The sequence below is a fragment of the Chthonomonas sp. genome (genome assembly GCA_016788425.1).
In the GTDB taxonomy this organism is placed as follows: Bacteria; Armatimonadota; Fimbriimonadia; order Fimbriimonadales; family Fimbriimonadaceae; genus JAEURQ01.
On the sequence record JAEURQ010000003.1, the window covers coordinates 84081 to 107218 of the forward strand.

The window sequence follows — 23138 nt, forward strand, 5'->3', positions numbered from 1 at the left end:
GGTAGGTTAGAACAACATGAGCCACACCGATCTGTCTCGTCGCGCCGTACTAGGGTTGGGCCTTGCCGCCCCCCTGATGCCTCGTTTCGCGCTTGCCGCTGAGCCGCAAGCCAATACTTCGGTGCCCGCCGTGGCGGTCACTCGCACCACCCAGTTTGGCGAGTACACCATCACCACCGTGCAAGACGCCGCCATGCGCATGAGCGTCGAGCAGTCGCCGTTCGCGGCCAAGACCAAGCCCGAAGAACTGCGCAAGATTTTGGCCGCCAACAAACTGCGCACCGACCAAGTGGGGCTCGACGTGAACGTGCTGATCATGCAGAAGGGGAAAGACGTTCTGCTCATTGATGGCGGTACGGGCCAAAAGCTCATGCCTGCGCTGGCCCAGCTGGGCATTAAGCCCGAAATGGTGGGCGCAATCGCCCTGACGCACGCCCATGGCGACCACTACAACGGCTTGCTCAAGGATGGCAAGTCGGCGTTCCCGAACGCCACAATCTTCGTGCCCGAAGCCGAATACGCCTTTTGGACCGCCGCGCAGCCGGAGATGCCCAAGAGCATGATGGACGTGAACGACCGCCGAGGCGTGATCGCCGGGGCCCAAAGCTGCTTCAACATCCTGAAGCCGCAAATCCGCACGATTGCGGGCGACAAGGAATGGGGCACAGGCATTGCGTTCATGCCGATGCCCGGCCACACTCCGGGCCACGCCGGGGTGCGGATCAGCTCGGGTAAGGAGACCATGATTCACTGGGCCGACCTTTGCCATCACGCCGCGATCATCGTGCAAAACCCGAACATTCAGGTGAAGTTCGACACCGATCCCGTGGCGTCGGCCGACATGCGCCGCAAGATGTTCGACCAGTTCGCGAAGGAAGGCTATCGCATCATGGGCTCGCACATGCCGTTCCCCGGATTTGGGCGCATCCTCAAGTCCGGCAAGAGTTTCCGTTGGGAAATTGAACCCTGGGTTCAGTAACAAACCAAACAAGCCCTGGCAACCAACTTGCCAGGGCTTGTGTTTTTCTCCTAAAGACGACTTAGGTGTCGTTACCCTGCGAGAGACCTTCGATAACCTTAATCAGCGGCAAGAACATCGCGATAACGATGAAGCCGACGATAAAGCCAAGGACAACGATCATGATCGGTTCAAGCGCCGCGGTGAGCGAGGCCAGCGTGGCTTCCACTTCGCTTTCGTAGAAGTCGGCGATCTTTTGCAGCATGAAGTCGAGCGAGCCCGACTCTTCGCCGACCGCGATCATGTGCACGACCATCGGCGGGAACAAGCGCGAGGCTTCGAGCGGGTCGCCGATGCGGTCCCCTTCCCGAATCCGGGCGCGGGCTTCCAGCACGGCGTCCGACATAATCGAGTTGCCGATCGTCCCGGCCACGGTTTCCATGGCCTGCAGAATCGGAACCCCCGAAGTGAGCAGCGTGCCCATGGTGCGGCTAAAGCGCGCCATACAAATCTTGTGGTGCAGCTTGCCGAACACGGGCACTCTGAGCTTGCCCTTATCCGCGACGCGTCTCCCGAACCGGGTGCCCACAAAGAGCTTCCAGGCGAAGACAAACGCCGAAACAGAAATGATCAGGATCAGCCAGTTTTTCTTGAACACTTCCGAAAGGTCGATGAGGAATTTCGTCATCGCCGGGAAGTCGTCGGCCTTGAGGCCGATATCCAAGAAGAGCTGAGCGAACTGCGGCACAACCCAGCTGACCAAGAAGATGACGATGCCGGTGGCGGCGATCAAAACGAGGACCGGATAAGTGAGCGCCGATTTGACCTTGCGGCGCAGGGCGACGTCGCCTTCCAAGAACGCGGAGAGTCGTTGCAGGGATTCCTCCAAAACCCCGCCGACTTCACCGGCGCGGATCAAACCGATGAACAGGTTGTTGAACGCGCGCGGGTGGCGTTGCATGGCGCGGGAAAGGCTTTCCCCACCTTCGACCCGTTGCCCGAGGTCAATGAGGATGCGCTTGAGCTTGGGGTCTTGCGATTGCCGACTCAAAACGTCCAGACAGCGGACGAGCGAGACGCCCGCGTCAACCATCGTGGAGAACTGACGACAGAAGACCGCGAGGTTGGACAGCTTGACCTTGCCCGACTTGGGGCCACGAGTCTTGCCGGCCTTGATGACCGTGACTTCCGTGATGGTAAAGCCTTGTTCCTCGAAGCGCTTTCTTAGTAGCTCTTCGCTTTCGGCCTCGGCCGTCCCCTTTTGGATCGAGCCGCTGGCATCCTTAAACGTGTAACCGTAAACTGGCATGTCGTTCTATCTCTCTATTATCTTCGGGGCGGAGGTCCGCCAGTTGGAGCACCTGGGCCGCCTTGGCCGGTGTTGATCATCTTCTTAAGCTCATCAATCTGCACGGCACGGCTAAGCGCTTCGTCCAGGGTGATGATGCCCTTGAGGTAAAGGTCACGCAAACATTGGTCCATCGTGAACATGCCCAGCGAGGCGCTGGTTTGGATACTTGAAGGAATTTGGTGGGTCTTCCCTTCGCGAATCAGGTTCTTGATGGCGGGGCTGGCAATCATGACTTCGTTGGCCGGAATACGTCCCGGACCCGTGGCCCGCGGACATAGTTGTTGGGCGACGATGGCCACGATATTGTTCGCCAGCTGAACACGGATTTGCTCCTGTTGGCTGGGCGGGAACACGTCAACGATCCGGTCAATGGACTCGGCGGCGTTGTTGGTGTGGAGCGTAGCAAAGACCAAGTGGCCGGTTTCCGCGGCGGTGATGGCCAGGGCGATCGTTTCGACGTCCCGCATTTCACCGACGAGTAGCACGTCCGGGTCTTCCCGGAGACAGGCGCGCAGAGCGTTGTTAAAGCTCTTGGTGTCAGCGCCAAGTTCGCGCTGATTCACCAGGCCCATCTTGTGCTGGTGCAGATATTCAATCGGGTCCTCAATCGTAATGATGTGGACCGGGCGATTGATGTTGATGTAGTTGATCATCGCCGCCAGCGAAGTGGACTTACCGGAACCGGTCGGGCCGGTGACGAGCACGAGGCCGCGCGGCTTATCGGTAATGGTCTCCAGGATCGGCGGGAGGTGCAGATCGCGAACCGTCGGAATCTTGCTCTGAATCAAGCGGAAAGCGGCGGCCACGGCCCCACGATCGCGGTAAAGGTTCACACGGAAGCGGGCGCGTCCCCGAGGCAGCGAATACGAAAAGTCAAGTTCGCAGGTCGTTTCGAAGCGCTGAATGTTTTCGTCCGAAATGATCTCGTACATCATGCGCTGGGTTTGCACCGCGCTGAACACTTCGTAGTTCAGACGCTTAAGCGTCCCGTCTTCGCGGATGATCGGCTCCGAACCGGCGCAGATGTGAAGGTCCGAGTTATTGCGATCAACAACGATGTTGAGGAGCTCGTCTATGTGGAGGTCTTCCAGCGACTTCGGCGGGCCGGTCCGATCAACAATCGGCGGACGACCGTCGCTGATGACGTCGTTGCCCGGTGCCTGGGGTTGGCCAATTTGAGGCGGCGCGGTCATGCCCATTCCAGCGGGCGGCGGTACAGGATTGTTCGATTGTTGCATCAGTTCAGTTTAGTTTCAAGTTGAGTTTGTTTAGAAGCCGGCGGTGAAGACAACGCGCATGACTTCGTCGGGGGTCGTGACGCCTTGGAGGACCTTGGCGACGCCATCTTCGCGGAGTTCCTTCATGCCGTTGGCCTTGGCCGCGGCCTTGATATCGGCGAGCGGGGCGCGGCGCACGATCAGCTCGGCGGTTTCGCCGTTGATGACCATAAGTTCGTGAATCCCCGATCGGCCCTTGTAGCCGGTCATTCGGTTGCTTTCGGCAGGCACGCCGCGGTACAGCGTCACTTCTCCATCGGGATCGGTGACATCAAAGCCAAATCGGCGCAGGTCAATCTGCTTGACGACGTACGGTTCCTTGTTGTCCTGGTCAATGCGTCGCGCCAGTCGTTGGGCGAGAATCCCGATGACGGTCGCGGCGATGAGGTAAGGCTCGACGCCCATGTCCACCATACGAAGGGTGGCCGACGGAGCGTCGTTCGTGTGAAGCGTGGACAAGACCAAGTGGCCCGTAAGCGAGGATTCGATCGCGATTTCCGCGGTTTCCAAGTCACGCATTTCACCGACCATGATGATGTCAGGGTCTTGTCGGAGGAAGGCGCGCAGAGCGGTCGAGAAGGTCAGACCCGCCTTTCGGTTCATTTGAACCTGGGCGATCCCGCCAATTTGGTACTCCACGGGGTCTTCGGCGGTCACGATGTTGACGCCAACCGTGTTCAGTTTGTTGAGGACCGAGTACAGGGTCGTCGTTTTCCCGGAACCCGTCGGGCCGGTACAAAGGAACATGCCGTTCGGCTGGGAACAAAGCTCTTCGATCTTGGCTTGGTTCTCGGGCAAGAAGCCGAGTTTTTCCAAACCGATTTGGGTGCTGGACTTGTCCAGAACCCGCATAACGACTTTTTCGCCAAACGGAGTGGGGATCGTGCTGACGCGGAGATCGTACTCCTTGCCGGCGTTTCGAACTTCGATACGACCGTCTTGCGGAACGCGTCGCTCGGCGATGTTCATGTCGGCCATGATCTTGAGACGCGAGATGAGCGGTGCCTGGAGATTCTTAGGCACGGTCATGGCTTCCATCAAAACCCCGTCAATGCGGTAGCGAACGCGGACCCCGCGTTGCTGCGGCTCGACGTGGACGTCCGAGCCTCGGTCTACGATGGCTTGTTGAATGAGGGCGTTGGCCAATTTGATAATCGGCGCGGCCTCGGCCATCTTTTCGGACTCGCTGTCCGAAGTGGGGTCGCCATCGGTTTCCGAGCCACGGTTGACGCCGGCTTCGGCCATGAGCTTGCGCATGTCCATGCTCGTGGCGTCTTTGTCGGCGGGCGCCGCCGCGGGCGTGGGGGCGGCGGCCGGTGTGGCGTTTTGCGCCATCGAGCCGCTGTAATACTTTCGCAGGGCGTCTTCGATTGCGCCGGGAACGGCGACCACCGGTAAGACCCGACAACCCGAGGAGGCAGTGACGTCGTCAATCGCCTGCAGGTTGTTGATATTGGCCATCGCCAGGTAAAGCGTCGTGCCATCTTTACGCACCGGCACCACACTGTGGAGCTTCGCCAGGCGCTCGGGCACCGAGGCAATGGTCGAGCTATCAACGCTGACCTTATCCAGGTCGGCAAACGGAATGCCGCGCTCTTGAGCTTGGGCTTCCAGAATGTGGCGCTCGGCGGCAAACCCTAACGTCAGGACCACGCGGCCCAAATCGGTTTGGTTGGTTTGCTTGGCGACGGTCATCGCCTCTTGCACTTGCGCTTCCGTGATGTAGCCCTTTTGCTGCAGATACTGCAAAAACGGCATTCGCGGCGCTGCCACTAGCTCTTAACCCCACTCAAGAAAGTCCCGGCCACCACTAATCCCATGATCATGAAGTCAACGTCATCCCATCTGAAATGGGAATTCCCAAACAGATTTTCGCATTTTAGACCGAACTGAGAAATTTCGTCCAGACTGCCTGCATGGTGGGACGAGGAAAATCCTTCTAAACGTTCAGAAAAAACTAGCGATCGATCGGAAAACCATTCGGATCGAAGTTGGGATCCAGGTTTGGCCCCGGAGAATAGCTGACGCTCCTGGCGTTTTTACGGGCCTGATCCTGCGCCACAAAGAACGCAATGGTCCCCACCAGAATGAGTGCGAGAAGCACCGCAATAAGCACCTTCCAGAAGCTCACGGGGGCTTCGCCCTGCACTTCCCCAGTTTGCCCGTTGACCACAATCCGGAACGGCTTGCCCCGATAGCGGTAGCCGCCCGTGTAGACCGGCAGCAGAATGTGCTTGAACGAATTGTTGTTGTAATCGGTGGATTTGCTCAGCACGCGCTGCTCGTCGCCGCCGATGTCGTAGCGGATGGCCTCATAGATATGGGGTTCCATCGCCTCGCGGGCGCGCTCCCAGCCCATCGGCAGGTCCACGTCGTAGCGCAAGGCTTGGAACCCGACGAGAAAACTTGATTGGTAGGGCGTGATCTCGCGGAGTTGCCATGTGCTGAGCAGCTGCGAGTAGCGCGCGTCGGTCATGTTCGGGTCTCGCTTCTCGCCCTCGCGAGCCGGAGCTTGCCCGACCGTCCGCGCGGCCAGCACCAGCACGTCGTCGAAGCCCACGTCTACCACGCCGGTGGCCGGATACCAGTGCGTGCGCATCACTTGGCGGGTCTGCGAGTTGCCCTCGCTGTCGGTGTAAGACTCGGTTTCCCAGTAGTGCTCGCCGCGCATGCCCGAGTAGCTGCTCGTGGTTTGCGAATCGAACGTCCAAAACGGCACGTAAAAGCCGCGCAATTTGCCTTCGCGAAGCGCAAGCTTCCGCAGGTCGTTGGGCGCCCAGAACCGCGAGCCAAGCCATTTTTGCACGCTCGCCCGGCTTTGCAACTCGGTGATTTGGAACGGCATGACGCCTTGCGGTTTGATGCGCACAAGGGGCGTGTTCTCCACCACCACCTTGCTCCCGCAGAACGGACATTCGTCGGATTGCTTTTTCTCGGGGACGCTGAACTCAGCGCCGCATCCGCGGCAGCGCAGGGATTGGCCGACGTTGTCAACGTACTCCTGCTCCAAGCGCCCCATCTCGAAGAAGTGCTCCAGCGGCATCTCTTCGATGGCCGAAACTTCGACGCGAATGGCCTGCTCATGCCCGCAGTAGGGGCACTTCAGGTTTGTGGAGCCGGGCTTGAATTCAAGATCGGCCCCACATTGTTGGCACTTATAGTGTTCGACCTGCGCCGAATCCGCAACCGTGGATGACACCGTTTACTGTTGAGGAACCGGCGGCGGAGTTTGCGTCAGCTTGGCGGCGAGGGCCGGCACGTTCTTGGCGGCGGTCCACTCGGCCATGCCGGGCGACCACACGAGCGTGTCGGCGGTGAGCGCCGGAAGTTGATCCAAGGTGAACGGGCCTTGCTGTTGCCCGTTGACGGCCACGTGATATTGCGCCGCGGTTGGCACCGCCGGCGGAGTCGCGGCTTGCTGAGCCATGGTTTGGCCAATGGCCGCGCCGACGCCCATGCCGATGCCCGCCGCACCGAGACCGCCCGGATTTTCCGCAGCTTTCTCCATCGCGTTGGCGGCTTGATATTGGGTGTAGTTCTGCAGATTGCCGATGGCGCCCATTGCGCCGCGCTTGTCAATCGCCTTCTCCACTTCTTCCGGCAGCGAGACGCTTTCCAGGCGGAAGCTGAGAAGTTCCACGCCGATTTCGGCAAGGTCGTTCTTGAGCTTGCCAACCATACCTTCACCGATTTCGGTGAACTTCGTGGCGAGGTCGAGCACCGGGATTTGGGCCGTGGCCAGGCTTTCCGTCATGCTGCTGACGATCTGGTTACGAAGGTGATCGCTCACCTCGTCCACCGTAAACTGCCAGTCGGTCCCCGCGATTTCCTTGAGGAATCGGGTGGCATCCGAAACGCGCATGGCATAGGTGCCAAAGGCGCGCAGACGGACCGCGCCAAACTCGGGGTCGCGCATCATGATCGGGCTCGCCGTGCCCCACTTGAGGTCGGTAAACCGCTTGGTGTTGACGAAATAGACTTCAGCCTTAAACGGGCTGTTGAAGCCGTACTTCCAGCCCTTGAGGGTGCTGAGCAGGGGCAGGTTCTCGGTTGTGAGCGTGTACATGCCCGGCGTAAACACGTCGGCGATTTGGCCCTCGTTGACGAAAACCGCGAGTTGCGACTCGCGAACGGTCAGCTTCGCGCCGTTCTTAATCTCGTTGTTGTGCCGCTCAAAGCGATAGACGATCGTGTCTTGAGTGTCATCGAGCCACTCGATAATGTCGATAAACTCGCCGCGAATCTTGTCAAAGAGTCCCATTTTTCTGTTATCCCTACGGAGATAGTAACACTCCGGTTGCTATTTTGTGTTCAGGCGAGGCGTGAAATCCGTATTTGGACCCACTTGTCGGCAGTAGGCGGCCATGAGGCGCGCGCAGTTCTCGACGTCGGTCAGGCTCAGCAACTCGCACGGCGTGTGCATGTAGCGCAAGGCCACACCCAAGATGCCCACTGCCATGCCGTCGCGATTCAGCTGCATGGCATTGCCGTCCGTGCCAGTACCGCCGGCTTCTACATCCACTTGGTACGGAATGTCTTCCTTCGCCGCGCCATCGCGGAGCATTTGAAACACGACCGGGCTGGCGTTGGCCCCGCGCATGACGCTTGGACCCTTGCCGAGATCGAGCTGGCCGTAGCGCGATTTGCTAAGGCCGGGATAGTCAATCGCGTGGTTGACGTCGACCGCCAAACCTGATTGCGCGTTGATCGCGTGCGCCGAGGTGCGCGCCCCGCGCAACCCGATTTCTTCTTGCACGGTCGCGACGGCGTAGACACCAACGTTCGGGTCGAGTCCGCCGTCCTCTTTAAGCAATCGCAGCGCCTCGGCGACGCAGAACGAACCCATTTTGTTGTCGAACCCGCGCGCGGTCGCGCGGTCACCGAGCAGCGTTTGGAACTCCCATTGGAAGGTCGCCACATCGCCCAGCGAAATCAGGGCTTCGGCTTCGGCGCGGGTTGCGGCGCCGATGTCGATCCACATATCCTTGACTTCGGGCTTCTTCTTGCGCTCTTCTTCTTCCAATAGGTGGATTGCTTTGCGGCCGATGACGCCCGCCACGCGCTCGGACCCGTGCACCCACACCCGCTGCCCGACAATGATCGAGCTGTCTTGGCCACCGATGGTTTTGAAGTAGAGCATGCCGGCATCGTCAATGTAATGGATGATAAAGCCGATCTCGTCCATGTGCCCGGCGAGCATAATCTTCATCTCGGCGCCCGGGTTCAGCACGGCCCAGGTGTTACCGTGCGAGTCGGTGTGATGAGCGTCGGCAAACGACGTGTAGTTGCGGTAGATTTCCGCCGCCCGTTGCTCGTAGCCACTGGGCGAAGGACAGTTCACGATGTCAGTGAGAAATTGAAGAGACTCGGCTCGCATGACAGGAGTCTACCGATGGCGCGCAGCCCGAGTTCCCAGCCTTGTACCGGAGAAGTGCCATAATTGAAGCGAAATGAGTGACGGAAGCGCCACTGGCATGTTCATCTCCGAGACCCACACCGACGCGGCCATTTGGCAGTTTCGCGTGAGCAAGATGTTGCTGGAGGGCAAGACCGAGTACCAGACCTATCAGATCTGCGAAATCCCGCGGTTCGGGAAATCGCTCTTTTTGGATTACAACATCCAAACCTCGCTGATGGATGAGTACATCTTCCACGAGTGCATGAGCCAACCGGCCATGACCCTGCACCCGAACCCCAAGAAGGTGGCCGTATGCGGCGGCGGCGAAGGCGCGACTCTGCGCGAGGCCCTCAAGCACAACACCGTGACCGAGGCGCACATGTGCGACATCGATCGCGAGCTGATTGACATGGTTCGCGACCACATGCCTGAGTGGCATCAGGGTTGTTTCGACGACCCCCGCACGACGATGCTTTACGAGGATGCGCGCGGTTGGCTAGAGCGCAACGCTGGCGGCAACTTCGACGTGATTCTGAGCGACCTGCCCAATCCGCACGAAGAGGGTCCGGCGCTCAAGCTGTTCACCAAGGAGTACTACCAAATTTGCTACGACGCGCTCGGCGACGAGGGCACGTTTGCCATGCAAGCCGGTTCGGCCAGCGAAAACTATCCCGAGTGCTTTGCCTGCTGCGTGCAGACCTTGCGCGAAGTCTTCCCCTATGTGGCGGGCTATTACGGGCTGGTCAACAGCTTCTTCCAGCCGTGGGCCTTTATCCTGGCGAGCAAGACGCACGACCCGCTCGCGCTCACTGAGCAGGAAATCGCGGCGCGATTCGCGGCTCGTGGGGTGAGCAATCGGTATTACACGCCGCGCTTCCACCAGGCTTGCTTCACCTTGCCGGAGTATCTGGAAGAGGCGGTCCGCGGGGCTCGCGTCCTCACCGACGCCGAACCGTTCATCTGGACTGCGTAGGCGTTTTTGAACCGCTATTAACGAAAAGTGGCATTTTCGTTAATAGCGAGTTTCGTTATTAACGCCAGCGTGAATAAAGCAAAAACCCCGCCCGAAGGCGGGGTGTGATCTTGGCTTTGGGCAGAAGTTCAACCGTTGCGACGGCGCCCGCCACCAAGCGGTTCATTCGGATCGAACTTGAATTCGACCCCGGCCATCGCCTTGAACTGCTTGGCTTGTGCATCGGTGAGCACCTTCAGGATTTCCTTGCCCGTTTCGGCTTGCATTGCCTGCATTTGGGCGCGCATTTCTTCCATCGTCATTTCCTGGTTGCGGACGGCTTCCATGAGCGGTCGAGATTTTTCCATCGACGAGGTTTGGATGTCACGCAGCTTGGTCTTTTGCGCATCGCTCAGACCGAGTTCCTTTTGCACATCCGGGTTGTTCAGCGCGCGCTCCTTTTGCGCTTGGATGTTGATTTCCTTAAAGCGCTTTTGTTGCGGCGCGGTCAGCACCTCGTTAATCTTCTTCAGCTCTTCGCCGCCACCTTGGCCCATCATGCCCATGGCACCAGGTCCGCCTTGACCAGGACCGCCCTGACCGCGACCACCTTGGCCGCCGGGACCACCAGGTCCACCTTGGCCAGGACCACCAGGTCCGCCTTGACCACGGCCCTCACCGCCGGGTCGGCCTTGACCACCGGGGCCTTGCGCGGCTCGCAGTTCTTGAAGCTTGGTCTTTTGTTCAGCCGTGAGCTTGAGCTCTTGACCGACATCGTTTCGCATGATCAGTTGGAACGGACCCGTTCCGCCGCCCATATTCATGCGTTGGCCTTGACCTTGGCCACGACCCTGACCTTGGCCTTGACCCTGGCCTCGACCGCCGGGACCCGGATCTTGGGCGAATGCTGCCGAAGCGAGTAAAGCGGCTACGGCGAGGGATCCAATCAGTTTGCGAATGTTCATTGTCTTCTCCTGTCTCAGAGGTACCGGGAAGTACGTCGTTCGCCGAAGCGAGTTCACTAATTTTTCAGGAACAACACAAATTTCTTGCCGGTTTGAACCTGCGTGAGGCCAAGTTGAGCCGCTTCTTCGGCGCTGATTCGGTCGCCGCGCGTGAGCACATAGCCTGAGTATTCGCCCAGTTCAGCGGGAGTTTCGGCTTTCTGAAACACGCCGTGGTAGACCATGGCCAGCGAGGGCAAGCTGGTCTCCTGCACCTTGGCCGCGCCCGTGCCGAGGTCCTTATTGCGACGGCTCAGCTGATACACCAGCAGCGGCTTCTTGGCGTCTTTGGCGATGCGCGCGTAGGCGTGGGCCTCGTTCTGCCCGACGTTATTGTAATGCCACCAAAAGCCGAGGTTGGCCAGCGCGCAATGCCCGAGTAACAACCCGGCAAACAGGTTTCGCAATCGCGGCGACAGCGTGGGAATGTTGCCCGGAACCGGGTTCCCGCCGCGCGCTACATACACCCCGACGATGATCGCCAGCGGGGGCCAGCACGGCAGAATGTAGTGAATCAGCTTTGAGCCCGACACGCTGAAAAACACGAAGATAATCGCCGCCCACCAACCTAGGTAGCGCAGGGTGCTGCGCTCGTCCTCGCTGAGCCCCCGGGTCCACGCCGAAAGCGGGCTCGGCCACGCACGGCGCAAGTGCCACCACCATGGCGCAAAGCCCAGCACCACAATCGCCGGGAAGAAGATCAGGTTGACGGGGAACGGCACATGATGCGCCTTGTCGCCCCCGGCGAACCGGCCAAGGTTCTGCTCGATCAAGAATTTCTGGACAAACACGTCGCCGTTGGCGAGATAAGCCGGCACGTACCACGCGCCAACCACGACGCAGAACCCGATGATCCCGGCGAGCCATCCGCCCCGAAAGCGGTCGCGCGGTCCGGGATAAAACCGAAGCGTTGCGCCGGCCAAGAGCAGAAAGAAAATGCCGCCGACCGGCCCTTTGGCCAAGACCGCAAACCCCAACGCAACGCCCGCCAACCCGCGCCACTTAGTGCGCTCGCGTTCGGGGCAATCGAGCGAATTCCAAAACGCCATGAAGCACGCGGTCAGGCTGAGCAAGAGCGGCACATCGGTCATCATCATGCGGCCCAGCGCGATCATGAGCAGGCTGGTGCCAAGGATGAGCGTGGAGACCAACGCTTCGGTTTGGCCGAAGCGCGTTCGCACAAAGCGGAAAACGATCCAGTACAGCGCGAGGCTACACAGAAATGAGGGGAGGCGCGGCCCGAAATCGGGACCGAAGAGCATCATGCACGGCTTGGCCAGCCAGTAAAGCAGGATCGGCTTTTCGAACCACGGGCTGCCGTTGTAGTAGGGCGTGATCCACTCGCCGCGCCGGTTCATCTCGGCGGTCACGGCGCCATAGAATCCCTCGTCCAGATCAAGCAGGCCGGTAAGCCAAAAGCCCAGCAGGGGAATCGCCGCGAGCAGCACGGCAAGCAGCTCAGTCCGACGAGAAGCGGTCACCTGACGACTTTACCAGGTGACCGCGACATGTTACGGATTACTTGTCCTTCGGGGCTTCGTAATCCTTGTTGATGGACAGCTGACCGTCGGAAGCGGCGTTGCCATCGTTTTTGCCCGGCACCGTCGAATTCGCCGGCGCGGGATCCGCCGTGGGGGCTTCGCCGGAACATCCGACAAGGCCAACCAAGACTGCGAGCAGCAACCACTTTTTCATTAATCGTGGTCCCACTGGTACTTCGTAATGTCCGTCATTTGAATCTGAGTACTCGTAGAGTTCCAGTTCCAGTTGGTGCCGGCCGCGAGGTTGCCGTGGGTGACAGCCTTTGCGTGGCCATCGCCATAAAGGGCGACCGTCTTTTCGAAGTAGCGCAGAGCAACCATGCCCGTGCGTCGGCCTTCGCGATCGGTCGGTCCTGGCGAAAGGCCAGCCGAACCATCCGTGCCCCAGCGATACGAAATCGCGCACATGGACTGCGGGTTAACGTTGGTGTTGGCCGTAATCGAACTGCCGCCGCCACAGTAGGGCGGAGCGATGGCTTGGGCCATCCAAATGATCGTCCCGGTGAAGGTCCAGTCTAACGTCAAGCGGTCTTTCCGAGCGGTAAATGCAATGGTATCAGCCGGATTCGCGGCGGCCGTCAGCTTTTGCGGAGTCGGCGAACCATCGGTGGTCACCGCCGTGAGCGGGCTCCAAACCGTGTAGGCATAGCCGTACTGCGGACGGTACGGCCACAGAAGATTGGTCGGGATTCCATTTTCAATCGGATTCGACTTTGTCAAAGGATCCTGGAGCACCGCACTGTTCTTCATAAACGGCTGGATCCCCACTCCCCACGGCGAGTAAGGGAGGCCATTGAAGTTCAACGGACCAGGGGCCGAGGTGGCCAGACAAGCGGCCGTATCGTCTTGCGAGTCGGCGTACATGATCCACGCGATGCCAATCTGCTTGGCGTTGGAGATGCTTGCGGCACCCTTCGCTTGCGTTTTTGCTTGCGTGAATACAGGGAACAGGATTGCCGCCAAGATCGCGATGATTGCGATGACGACCAAGAGCTCGATAAGAGTAAACGCTCTTTTCATAATATTGCCTCACCCTCGGTTAGGGGGATGATAACTACCACTATATCAAAAAAGTTCGACAACCAGGTGTTTTTTTCGGACTTTTTTAGCAGATGCACAATCCGAAGGGTCGGTGCTATACTTTTGCTTCTACCGTGCGCGGGTGGCGAAATTGGTAGACGCACTACCTTGAGGTGGTAGCGCCCACAAAGCGTGCTGGTTCGAGTCCAGTCCCGCGCACCAATTTTATTTTTTCAGTAACCGGGGCACTTCTTGAAGTGTCTGAGGGTTGTTCGTGGTGAATTGTTATGAAAATCGCCCAAAACTTGTCGTTGCTCATCGTCGCCTCCGGGGTGGCCGTTGCGGCCATCAGACTGTCCGTTCCTAGCCATTCGCCCGCCAAGGACACGTCGCGCTCCTCCATCGCCAAAAGCGATGTGAAGACCGCCTCCATCGAAGAGCAAATTTTTGTGACCGTGGACGACAAGGTGCAGACCTTGTTCGCCGACATGAGCCTGATCAACCGTGACGCGAAGCGGTCCAACCCCAAGTCGGTCGGTCCGTTTTTCGGGATGAGCCGCATTCCGCAGGTGAGCACGCACTCGATGATCAGCCAACAGCTGATGAAGTTCGAGTCGGCCAAGGACTTCCACGACACCGTGCGCGCCTACGTTCGTGAAGGCTACGAGGTTGGTGTGTTTGGCTACACTGGCTATCCCAACAAGGTGGACGGCACAGAAATGCGTTTGCGCTATTCCGACGGCACCATGTCGCCTCTGCAGCGCTGGGAAGAGTTGGAAAAGAAAGACTGGAACGAAGTTACGCAGAAGCAATATCAGCAGTGGCAAGACCAGTTTGAGAAGCTCGAAGCGCAAGCCAAGGACTTCGCCCACGAAGCAAGCGCGACGATTGCTGGCCGCCACGACGCCATTGTCACCAAGGATCTCGGTCCGGTGATGCTCCGCGCCAAGGCGATTCGCCTGGACAACAAGGAATGTATGTCCTGTCATGGCGACATGAAGCTCGGCGATCCGCTCGCGGTGATGGTCTACGCGGTGCAGCGCCGCGAACGGGCCTAAACCTGGCGCTGGTATCCTCTGGCTTGAATGCGCGTCGTCGATTCGCTTCTCGCGCCGGAACCGGCGTACTCCTTTGAGTTCTTTCCTCCCAAGACTACGGCTGGGGAGGAAAGTCTCTTTCGCACCGTCGGACGCCTCAACGAGCTCGAGCCGACGTTCATCAGCATCACCTGCGGCGCTGGGGGCAGCACGCGCGGAAAAACGGTGCAGTGGGCCGACCGCATTCACCGCGAGTTCGGGCTGGAAACCGTGGTTCACCTCACCTGCCTGGGTCTCGACGAAGCCGAGGTGCACAGCACGGTTGACGCCATCGAAGCGCAGGGCCTTCGCAATATCTTGGTCTTACGAGGCGACGTCCCCCTCGACGAACAAGCCACCGAATCGCATTGCCACTACGCCAGCGACATGATTCGCATTGTGCGCGAGCGCTACCCGCAGGCGTGCATCGGCGCGGCGTGCTACCCCGAAGGCCATACCGAGGCCAAGTCGATGCTAAGCGACCTGGAGAACCTGCGCAAGAAGGCCGACGCGGGCGCGGATTACTTCATCACGCAACTGTTCTTCGACAATCGGCACTACTTCGAATTCGTCGGGCGCGCGCGCAGCATGGGCATCACGCAGCCGATTTTGCCCGGCATTATGCCAATTCAAGACGTGAGCCAGGTGAAGCGCTTCACCGAGATGTGCGGCGCAAGCATCCCGACGCACCTGCTGAAGCTCCTGGAGCAATACGATGGCAGCAGCAAGGCGGTGTTCTACATCGGGGTGGCGCATGCCATCGCCCAATGCGACGAGCTCTTGCGCAGCGGCGCGCCGGGCATCCACTTCTTCACGCTAAACCGATCGCCGGGCACACGCCTGGTGCTCGAAGCGTTGCGTGGCTAGCCTTCCGAGCCCTCAGGCACATCGGTGGCGGCCAGCGGCTGCATGTTGATGTTGCCGACCAGCACCCCGAGCGGTCGCAACAGGTCATGCAAGGTCCGCGTGATGCGGTGGCGCGTGGCGAAGACGCCTTCTTCGGCGGTGTTGAGGAAGTAGTACACGCGCAGATGAATGCCGTTCTCGGCAATGGATTCAGCCACGACGAACGGTGCGGGATCATCGGCGATGCCGGGCATGTCTTTGACCACACCCTCAATGAGGTTGCAGGTCTCCTGCAGATCGGCGGTGAGTGACACCACCAGCGTGCTTTCGTAGCGGCGCACCGGCGCGTTGTCAACGACCGTGAAGCGGTTCTTAAAGAGGAACGAACACGGCAGAATCTCGAGTTCGCGCTCGAAAGTGCGAACGTACACGCTACGGGTGGAAATCTGTTCGACAACCCCGGAGACCTTGTCGATCTTGATCCATTGCCCGATGTGGAACGGGCGGCTGACCAGCAGGTAGATGCCGGCGAAGTAGTTCTCCAGCAGGTCCCGGAATGCAAAGCCGATCGCAACCGACCCGAAGCCAAGCCCGGCGATCACGGAGCTCATGGTGAACCCGGGGACCGCGATGGTCAGCGCGGCCGCCGCGCCGAAGATCAAGACAATCCAGCGGACGAGTCGCGGATAGAAGACCTGCAGATTGGTATCCCACTTTCGCTTGCGGCCGACCGCTTTGGTCCAGCGGCCCAGCAGCATGCCAAGCGCCGCAAACATGACAAAGACGGCGAGCGCAATGGCCAAGAATGGCAACGTGCTGAGCGCACCCTGCCAAAAATCGTCCAGGCGCGTGTTGGTTTGATTGATGACCCCTTTAACCGGCATAGGCTTTCCAGCTATAATCTACCTATGAGTCAACGTCTACCCGAGTGGTTGACGATCCGTCTTCCCCGTCCCGACACGATCAAAGAGGTCGAAGGGATGATGCGAAGCAAGAATCTCCACACTGTGTGCGAAAGCGCGCGTTGCCCAAACTTGCCCGAATGTTGGAGCAAGAAGACGGCAACGTTTATGATTTTGGGAGATACTTGCACTCGCAGTTGTGGCTTCTGCGCCATTAAGGTGGGTCGCGGCGAGGAACTGGATCCGTTCGAGCCGCTCAACGTGGCGATGACCGCCAAGAAGATGGGCATGAAGCACGTCGTGGTGACCAGCGTCGCCCGCGACGACGTGCCGGACGAAGGCGCCGGACAGTTTGCCAAGACCATTCAGATGTTGCACAAGCACAACCCGCACATGATTGTGGAAGTGCTGACCCCCGACTTTAAGGGCAAGCCCGATCTGATCCGCACGGTGTGCGACGCCCACCCCGAGATTTATAACCACAACATCGAGACGATCGAGCGACTCCACACCGTGGTCCGCCCGCAAGCCAAGTACGCTCGCACCATGCGGCTGCTGGAAATGGTCAAAGAATTCGACCCCTCCATCTACACGAAGTCGGGCATTATGCTCGGCCTCGGCGAGACCAAGGACGAGGTGCTCCGCGTGTTGCAAGACCTCCGCAACATCGGCGTGGACGCGGTGACGATCGGTCAGTACTTGCGTCCGACCATGAAGCACCTGCCGGTGGTTCGCTATGTCCACCCCGACGAGTTTGCCGAGTACGAAAAGATCGGCGAAGACATGGGATTTGCCTTTGTGGCGAGCGGTCCGTTCATCCGCAGCTCGTACAACGCCATTGCGTTTAGCGAAAAGGTGATGGCCGAACGACTTGCCGCTTACGATCGCGCACAAGAAGCCGCCGCTACTCCGTCTTAGGTTCGGACGTTAAACCCTAAGAAGTGAGACACGTGCGGCGAGCGGTCAATTGGATCCTAGCCGGGATCCGAGCATTGACTGCGATTCCGGTGCTCGTCTTGCCGCCAGTCCTCATCGCGTTTTGGGCGTACACCTATCTCCGCGACTGCTTTGAACTCATGCTCGCGCCGGGCGTGCCGATTGAGTATAAGTATCAGGGCGAAACTGGTCTTTATTCGGCGCGGGCCGAGAGCTACCGCATCGAGCTGACCAGCCTGTTCCCGCCGGACGGCAACGTGCGATTGGTCAACCTTGCCTGGGGCCCGAATGGAGGGGCTCCGCTTGGCGAAGTCGGGATTCTCGAAGCGCAGCTTGAGCAGAAAGTGGCCGTCGTCTCCGTGCGGCGAAGCCGCCTCACCGTTGAACGGGACGCCAAGGGCTTCAGCCTTTTAAGAGGGCTTCCCAAGTCGGAAGGCCCGCCCAGCGCTACCCCATTTCGCGTCATTGCGTATAACTCTGAGGTCGAATATGTAGACCAAACCCAGACTCCATGGCTCGCCGAGCGGCTGTCGAGCGATCTGGTTTTGGTGGAAGGGGTCGGCCCCAACGTGGTGGTCAATGGGCGACTCAACATCTCCAATGTTGGCCCGGTGCGGGTGGATGCCCGCGTGCTCAACGGTGTGACCAAGCTGACTCTGCAAAGCGACGACATGGACGTGGTTCGCGGCCTCGCCCATGCCCGCCGATGGACCACCACCGACATCCCGCTTCGCGCGCGCTCCGCGCGCGGGCGCACGCGAGCCGACCTGCGGGTGGCCGCTGATGGCAAGGTCATGCTCTCCGGCAACTTCACTGGAGCAGTTCGCGATGTGAACTGGCCCGGCGTGGCGAATTCGGCGAGCGGCCCGATTGACGTGCAGTTCGATCAGCGCGCGGCCATCTTTCGCGGCATCGCCACCGACGGCGGCCTGCGGGGCTCCGGACGAGGTCGCGTCGCCTGGGAACCCAATCTCACTCTCGCCGTGGACGTGGACGCATCCGCGGTCAACGCCTCGGCCCTCCCCCGCGAGGTGCGAGACCAACTCCGCGGCGCGGGTTTTGCCGATGCTCGCTACAAAGGGCTGGTGGCCTACGATGGTCGCAATTGGATGCTCTTCGGCAACGCCAGCGCGGCCCGGGTTTCCGCCAATCGCGAGGTGGTTACCGGCGTTCGGACCGAAGTCGGTTGGAGCGGCGACCAGGTGCAGCTTCGCGGCTTGCGCGGAAGCTGGAATGGTTCCGCTTTCACCGGCTCGGGCGGCCTGAACCTCAAGACCAAGCAGCTCAGCGGCTACGCCAAGGCGGCGGGCGTGGAGGCCAGTCGGCTCTCCAGCTACGTTCGCGGCAAGGTCCGTGGCGAGGCCCTAATCTCGGGCACCCTCGACCGTCCGCTCGCGACGGTTGACTTGCAGGGCGATCTCTCCTTCCGCGACGCGCAGGGGCGAACGCTGGTCGCCGGCGACACCCGTTCGCGGATTGAGATCAAAGGCGAAACATTAAAGATTCTGCGGGCAACTCTGCAAAGTTCAGCCGGGGTGGGCGTGCTCAGCGGAACCGCCAATCTCCGGCGCGGCACCATCGACGCGCAGGTCAAGGCGGGCAATCTGCCGCTCGAGAAGTGGCTTCCCGACATCGGCGGCGTCGGGTTTGCGAGCGGGCGCATTACCGGCAGCCTCACGCAACCCGTCTATCGCGGGCGCGCCGAGGCCTATGGCGTCTCCGCCCTCGGACGTCCCATTCCGGCGGTTCGGGCTGAGCTCGTGGCGAGCGCGGCGGGCATCACGGCCGACAAGGTGCGCATTGACCAAGGCTCGGCGGCGGTCACCGGGAATCTCTCGTGGGTCGCGAGGAACGGGCAGATTCGTGGCGCATTGAGCGCGAACAACATCCAGCTCAGCGATTGGACGGAAGATTCCGTGCGGGGCGTCGCGAACCTCACCGACATTCGGGTCGCGGGTACGGTCAAAAACCCGCTGGTGACCGGCACGTTCGCGGGAAAGAACATCCTCGCCGCGCAGGCCGAGGTGACCGAGGCGAGCGGCAAGTTCACGCTCGCGGGCGACCGACTGCAGGTTCCCGATTTCCTCGCCGCAGTGGGGGATGGCCGCGTCCGCGGGAACGGCGTTTACAATCTGCGCGAGAAGTTTCTCCGAGCCAACGCCGAACTGGAAAATGTGAAGCTCGGCCCGGCATTGGCCGGCGTCGCTCCCGTCCCCATCGAGGGCACAATTAACGGCAAGGCGGGCGTGTTTGGGCGGATCGATAACCTGCGTGGCGGGGCAGGCGACTTGCGCATCGATGGCCTGGCGCTGAGCGGCTATCAAATCGGCAACGGCACCGCGACCGCCAAGTTCGAGAACAACCTCTGGACCGGGAACTTCGAAATCGGGCAACAAGACCGCTTCCTGATAGCTGACCGGATTACTTACGACCCTGCGAAGGGGCTCGTGGATGGCCAGGTGGACGCGCTGAACGTGGACCTTGGCGCTGTGGGCCGGGCAGTGGTGGCGAACGCCAAGAAGCTCGACCCCGAGGTCGCGACGACCCTGCAAAGCTTGGAGGGTAACGCCGCATTTAGCGCGATTGTCAAGGGCGATATCGGCCGTCCCGAGGTGACGCTGCGCGATTTCATCGCCGATGATCTCGTGATTCGCGACATCAAGGCGGGCAAAATCACGGCCCAGGTGGTCGCCACTCAAGACCGCTGGAGAGTGCCCGAGCTGCTGTGGACTCGCGCCGAAGGCTCGCTACGCGTGCAGGGGGCGGGCACGCCCGATGGCGTTGGCGAGGCAACCGTGGCCGTGGACGGTTTCCGCAGCGAGTGGCTCGCCGAAATCATTCCCGGCTTCCCCAACATCGCCGGAAACTTTAAGCTCGACTTTGACCTCGCCGGCCCTTGGGACAAGCTGGCCGGTCGCGGCAACGCCAGCATCACGGACATCGGGCTGGGCACGAGCGCCGACAAGCCAAACGTCAATATTTTTGACATCAATCTTGCAAACAACGAATTGACCGCCGAGGCTTTGTTCGCAGCCGAAGGCTTTAGCGGCAAAGCCGACTTCCGCGCGCCGCTTGCCGCCTTGGGCATTGGCGAAGGAACCGATAAGTCTGTCGCAGCGAACATTACTCTTTCTGAGCGAAACATCGCCGACCTGTTGCCCGAGAGCGGAATCGTGGACAAGGCGCGCACCGACGGCACCCTCGCTGGTTCTTTACAAGTTGGTGGCGAGATAGGTGCACTTAATCTAGCCGGCGGCGTTCGCGCCACCGGAAAGTCGCTCGGCATCCGAAAAACCAATCCGCGCACCAAGAAGCTTGAGCCGATCCAAACCACGCTGAAGGACTACGATCTGAATTTCGTGCTGAAGGACAACAAGCTGGTGCTCCAGGACGGACGGATCGGGGTCAACGACAACGGCACGGTGGCCATCAATCTCGAGGCCGACCTCAAGCAAGCCCTCGGCGCGGAGGCCGACTCGGTCGAGGAATTCCTTGAGCTCGTGCAGATTTATGGCGGAGTCGCCATCAGCAACGTGCTCATCAACGAGCGCGTGACCGAGGCCAACGCCCCGCTGTCCGTGGGCATTGATGGCGACATTGTCATCGCGGGGAATCTCCGCACCCCCGAGATTTCCACGCCAAACCCCGGCGGCATTCGCCTGAGCAAGCTCGACTTGCCGACCCCCGATGAGCAAGAGCCGCGCGAATCCGGCGAAATTCTCATTGACCCGATCTTCAAGGACATCGGGCTCACGGTGGTCGGGGAGGCGCGAGTCCGGGCCGCCATCGCGAATGTGTGGTTGGTGGGCGGCGGCAACATTTCGGGCAGCCTCAGCTATCCTAACGTCACGGTGAATACTCGCCTGACACGCGGGATTTTCGAGCTCCCCAACGCGCGCATCAACGTCGAACCGGGGAGCCCGATCAACTTCTCGTACCGCGCGACGCCGTTCACCGAACCCTTCGCCCGCCTCGATTTGGACCTGGAAGGACGCACCGCGATCTCGGCCAAGAAGAGCAGTGACCAGTTGGAGCGCTACGATATCGAGTTGCGCATTCGCGGCAATCTCCTCGATCCCGAGGGCGTGAAAATCTCGGCCCGCAGCGATCCCCCGGAACTGAGCGAGCAGCAAATTCTTGCCATTCTCGGTCAGCAAGAACTGATCGAGCAACTCGCGAGCGTGGCCATCAATCAGCCCGGCACCAACCGCAACCAGTTTCGCGAGGCCGTTTTTGGCCTGGCGCTGCCCACGCTCAGCAGCGGACTCACCCGCTCATTGGCCACCAGTTTTGGGCTGGACTATCTGAGCCTGGAATACAATGCCTTTGATGGCGCGACGCTTTCGGCGGGCAAAACGCTGGCCAAGGGTCTCACGCTCACGGCGCGCAGGCAGATTTCGCAGACCGCGCTTGGCCCCACCAAGTACGAGCTCAAGCTGAGTTATCGCATCCCGGGTCGGGCCGGATTCTTCCAGCGCACGCGCCTCGGCGTCGGGTTCACCAACGAAGTGCCGTGGCGAATCACGCTGGATTATACGATTCGACGATAGCGACGGGCTATAATCTGGGTCAAGCCTAATTTATGGGATCTAGTTCCAATGTTGCCGGTGGCATCGCCAGTGTCGCCCTCATTCTCGCCAATTGCTATTTTGTCGCCGCCGAGTATGGCTTAATCGGCTCGCGTAAGGGCCGCCTGGAACCCCTCGCCAAGAAGGGTAGCGCCGCCGCCAAGCTGGTGCTCGGCGCCATGGAACAGACTCAGCGCTACGTCGCGGGCATCCAAGTTGCCATCACGCTTTGCGGCCTCGGCATTGGTTCTGTGGCGGAACCCCTCATCAGCGAATCGTTCGCCGACGCGCTCGGCCAAACGGTCCCCCGCTGGGTGAGCGTTCTGCTGGCCCTGCTCGTCGCGACCTACGTCGTGGTGGTCATCGCCGAGTTGGTCCCCAAGTATCTGGCCATTCGCGATCCCGAGCGAGTTGCGATGCGCTGCATTCGGCCGCTGCGACTCACGGTTGCTTTGCTGACGCCGCTCGCGTGGCTCGTCGAGCGCTCCGGCGCGGTGGTGCTGCGCCCATTCGGTATCAATGTTTCGGAACTCAAAGACGAAAGCCTCAGCCGCCAAGAGCTATTGCTCCTGGTGAAAAGCGGCGCCAACGAGGGCGTGTACGACGAGGCGCACTCGCGCCTGGTCCAGAAGGCGCTGATGTTCGACCATCTCGACGCCGCCGACATCATGATCCACCGCCTGGATGTGAAGTGGGTGGATGTGAACATCAGCAAGGAAGGGCTGATTGAGGCGATGCAAGCAAACCGCCACAGCCGCCTGGTGGTGTGCGACGGCGACATTGATAACGTGGTGGGAATTCTGTATCTGCAGGACCTGATACGGTCGTGGGGCGATCCGCAGTGGAACCTCGTGGACCTGCTACGCAAACCCGACCTTATTCCCGAAAATCTCAACCTCAACCGCGTGATCCAGCGAATGCGCGATGCCAAAACCCAGATCCTGATGGTGGCGGACGAGTATGGCGGCACCAGCGGCCTGATCACCCTGGAGGACGTGGTGGAGGAAGTCTTTGGCGAACTCGACGACGCCCCGGAGAGCGATCGCCCCGCCATTGAAGCGCAAGGGCCGTATCGCCTGAGCATCCGCGCCGACGTCCGCTACGACGAGATTTTGGAGTTTCTCCAGCGCGACAACGACGAGGTGCGCACCGACGCGGTTGCGGCGATTATCGCCGAACGGCTGGGCAAGTTACCCAAATTGGGTGATCGGGTGGACGACGAACTGGGCACATTCCGCGTGGAGAACATGACGCGCCGACGCGTAACCCGCGTGGTGCTGCAGCTCAAGTCGCCAGCGCAGAAATAAGG

The 23138-nt window shown here is 60.3% G+C and carries 18 protein-coding genes and 1 tRNA gene; 8 read left to right on the forward strand and 11 right to left on the reverse strand.

Features of this window, described 5'->3' with window-relative positions:
• Window positions 1-16: 16 nt before the first annotated feature.
• Entirely contained in the window at window positions 17-979 is a 963-nt protein-coding gene (locus JNJ45_07665) for an MBL fold metallo-hydrolase (GenBank protein MBL8048542.1), read from the forward strand.
• Window positions 980-1040: 61 nt separating this feature from the next.
• Here the strand turns inward: JNJ45_07665 and JNJ45_07670 are convergent, their stop codons facing one another.
• The 6 genes from JNJ45_07670 to JNJ45_07695 form a co-directional block, all read right to left on the reverse strand.
• Window positions 1041-2267: a type II secretion system F family protein gene (locus JNJ45_07670; GenBank protein MBL8048543.1), complete on the reverse strand. Its 1227-nt coding sequence runs from the start codon at window positions 2265-2267 to the stop codon at window positions 1041-1043.
• 17 nt (window positions 2268-2284) lie between these two features.
• Window positions 2285-3502, reverse strand: a complete 1218-nt coding sequence (locus tag JNJ45_07675) for a type IV pilus twitching motility protein PilT (GenBank protein ID MBL8048544.1) — start codon at window positions 3500-3502, stop codon at window positions 2285-2287.
• A gap of 75 nt (window positions 3503-3577) precedes the next feature.
• The gene (gene tadA / locus JNJ45_07680) at window positions 3578-5359 is read right to left on the reverse strand and encodes a Flp pilus assembly complex ATPase component TadA (protein ID MBL8048545.1); all 1782 of its coding nucleotides are present in this window, start codon (window positions 5357-5359) and stop codon (window positions 3578-3580) included.
• Between the two features lie 184 nt (window positions 5360-5543).
• Complete coding sequence (locus tag JNJ45_07685; protein ID MBL8048546.1) at window positions 5544-6785, reverse strand: hypothetical protein; 1242 nt, start codon at window positions 6783-6785, stop codon at window positions 5544-5546.
• A gap of 3 nt (window positions 6786-6788) precedes the next feature.
• Complete coding sequence (locus tag JNJ45_07690; protein MBL8048547.1) at window positions 6789-7847, reverse strand: SPFH domain-containing protein; 1059 nt, start codon at window positions 7845-7847, stop codon at window positions 6789-6791.
• 39 nt (window positions 7848-7886) lie between these two features.
• Complete coding sequence (locus tag JNJ45_07695) at window positions 7887-8963, reverse strand: M20/M25/M40 family metallo-hydrolase (protein ID MBL8048548.1); 1077 nt, start codon at window positions 8961-8963, stop codon at window positions 7887-7889.
• Between the two features lie 73 nt (window positions 8964-9036).
• On the opposite strand from JNJ45_07695, the gene JNJ45_07700 reads away from it, so the two are divergent.
• A complete protein-coding gene (locus JNJ45_07700) occupies window positions 9037-9957 on the forward strand; it encodes a fused MFS/spermidine synthase (protein ID MBL8048549.1) in 921 nt (306 codons plus the stop codon).
• A gap of 128 nt (window positions 9958-10085) precedes the next feature.
• On the opposite strand, the gene JNJ45_07705 is transcribed toward JNJ45_07700, so the two are convergent.
• Genes JNJ45_07705 through JNJ45_07720 form a run of 4 tightly spaced genes read right to left on the reverse strand, consistent with a single transcriptional unit; the run spans window position 10086 to window position 13501 of the window.
• Complete coding sequence (locus tag JNJ45_07705; GenBank protein MBL8048550.1) at window positions 10086-10901, reverse strand: hypothetical protein; 816 nt, start codon at window positions 10899-10901, stop codon at window positions 10086-10088.
• 56 nt (window positions 10902-10957) lie between these two features.
• Entirely contained in the window at window positions 10958-12421 is a 1464-nt protein-coding gene (locus tag JNJ45_07710) for a glycosyltransferase family 39 protein (GenBank protein MBL8048551.1), read from the reverse strand.
• A 37-nt stretch (window positions 12422-12458) separates the two neighbouring features.
• On the reverse strand, window positions 12459-12635 hold the full coding sequence (locus JNJ45_07715; protein MBL8048552.1) for a hypothetical protein: 177 nt from the start codon (window positions 12633-12635) through the stop codon (window positions 12459-12461).
• Window positions 12635-13501 carry a prepilin-type N-terminal cleavage/methylation domain-containing protein gene (locus JNJ45_07720; GenBank protein MBL8048553.1) on the reverse strand — a complete coding sequence of 289 codons (867 nt, stop codon included), beginning with the start codon at window positions 13499-13501 and terminating at the stop codon, window positions 12635-12637. Before JNJ45_07720 ends, JNJ45_07715 begins: the two co-directional genes overlap by 1 nt.
• Window positions 13502-13637: 136 nt before the next feature.
• Between JNJ45_07720 and JNJ45_07725 the strand changes: the two genes are divergently transcribed.
• The 3 genes from JNJ45_07725 (at window position 13638) to metF (ending at window position 15444) form a co-directional block, all read left to right on the forward strand.
• Window positions 13638-13723: transfer RNA gene (locus tag JNJ45_07725), tRNA-Leu, on the forward strand.
• 65 nt (window positions 13724-13788) lie between these two features.
• On the forward strand, window positions 13789-14559 hold the full coding sequence (locus tag JNJ45_07730) for a hypothetical protein (GenBank protein MBL8048554.1): 771 nt from the start codon (window positions 13789-13791) through the stop codon (window positions 14557-14559).
• 27 nt (window positions 14560-14586) lie between these two features.
• Window positions 14587-15444 carry a methylenetetrahydrofolate reductase [NAD(P)H] gene (metF, locus tag JNJ45_07735; protein MBL8048555.1) on the forward strand — a complete coding sequence of 286 codons (858 nt, stop codon included), beginning with the start codon at window positions 14587-14589 and terminating at the stop codon, window positions 15442-15444.
• Here metF and JNJ45_07740 read toward each other — a convergent pair.
• Window positions 15441-16307: a mechanosensitive ion channel gene (locus JNJ45_07740; protein ID MBL8048556.1), complete on the reverse strand. Its 867-nt coding sequence runs from the start codon at window positions 16305-16307 to the stop codon at window positions 15441-15443. The two genes, metF and JNJ45_07740, sit on opposite strands and share 4 nt — an antisense overlap.
• A 24-nt stretch (window positions 16308-16331) precedes the next feature.
• Between JNJ45_07740 and lipA the strand changes: the two genes are divergently transcribed.
• Genes lipA through JNJ45_07755 form a run of 3 tightly spaced genes read left to right on the forward strand, consistent with a single transcriptional unit; the run spans window position 16332 to window position 23136 of the window.
• Window positions 16332-17243, forward strand: a complete 912-nt coding sequence (gene lipA, locus JNJ45_07745) for a lipoyl synthase (GenBank protein MBL8048557.1) — start codon at window positions 16332-16334, stop codon at window positions 17241-17243.
• Between the two features lie 23 nt (window positions 17244-17266).
• Entirely contained in the window at window positions 17267-21811 is a 4545-nt protein-coding gene (locus tag JNJ45_07750) for a hypothetical protein (protein MBL8048558.1), read from the forward strand.
• Window positions 21812-21843: 32 nt separating this feature from the next.
• Window positions 21844-23136 (forward strand): HlyC/CorC family transporter, encoded by a 1293-nt coding sequence (locus tag JNJ45_07755; GenBank protein MBL8048559.1) that lies wholly within the window; start codon window positions 21844-21846, stop codon window positions 23134-23136.
• Window positions 23137-23138 lie beyond the last annotated feature (2 nt).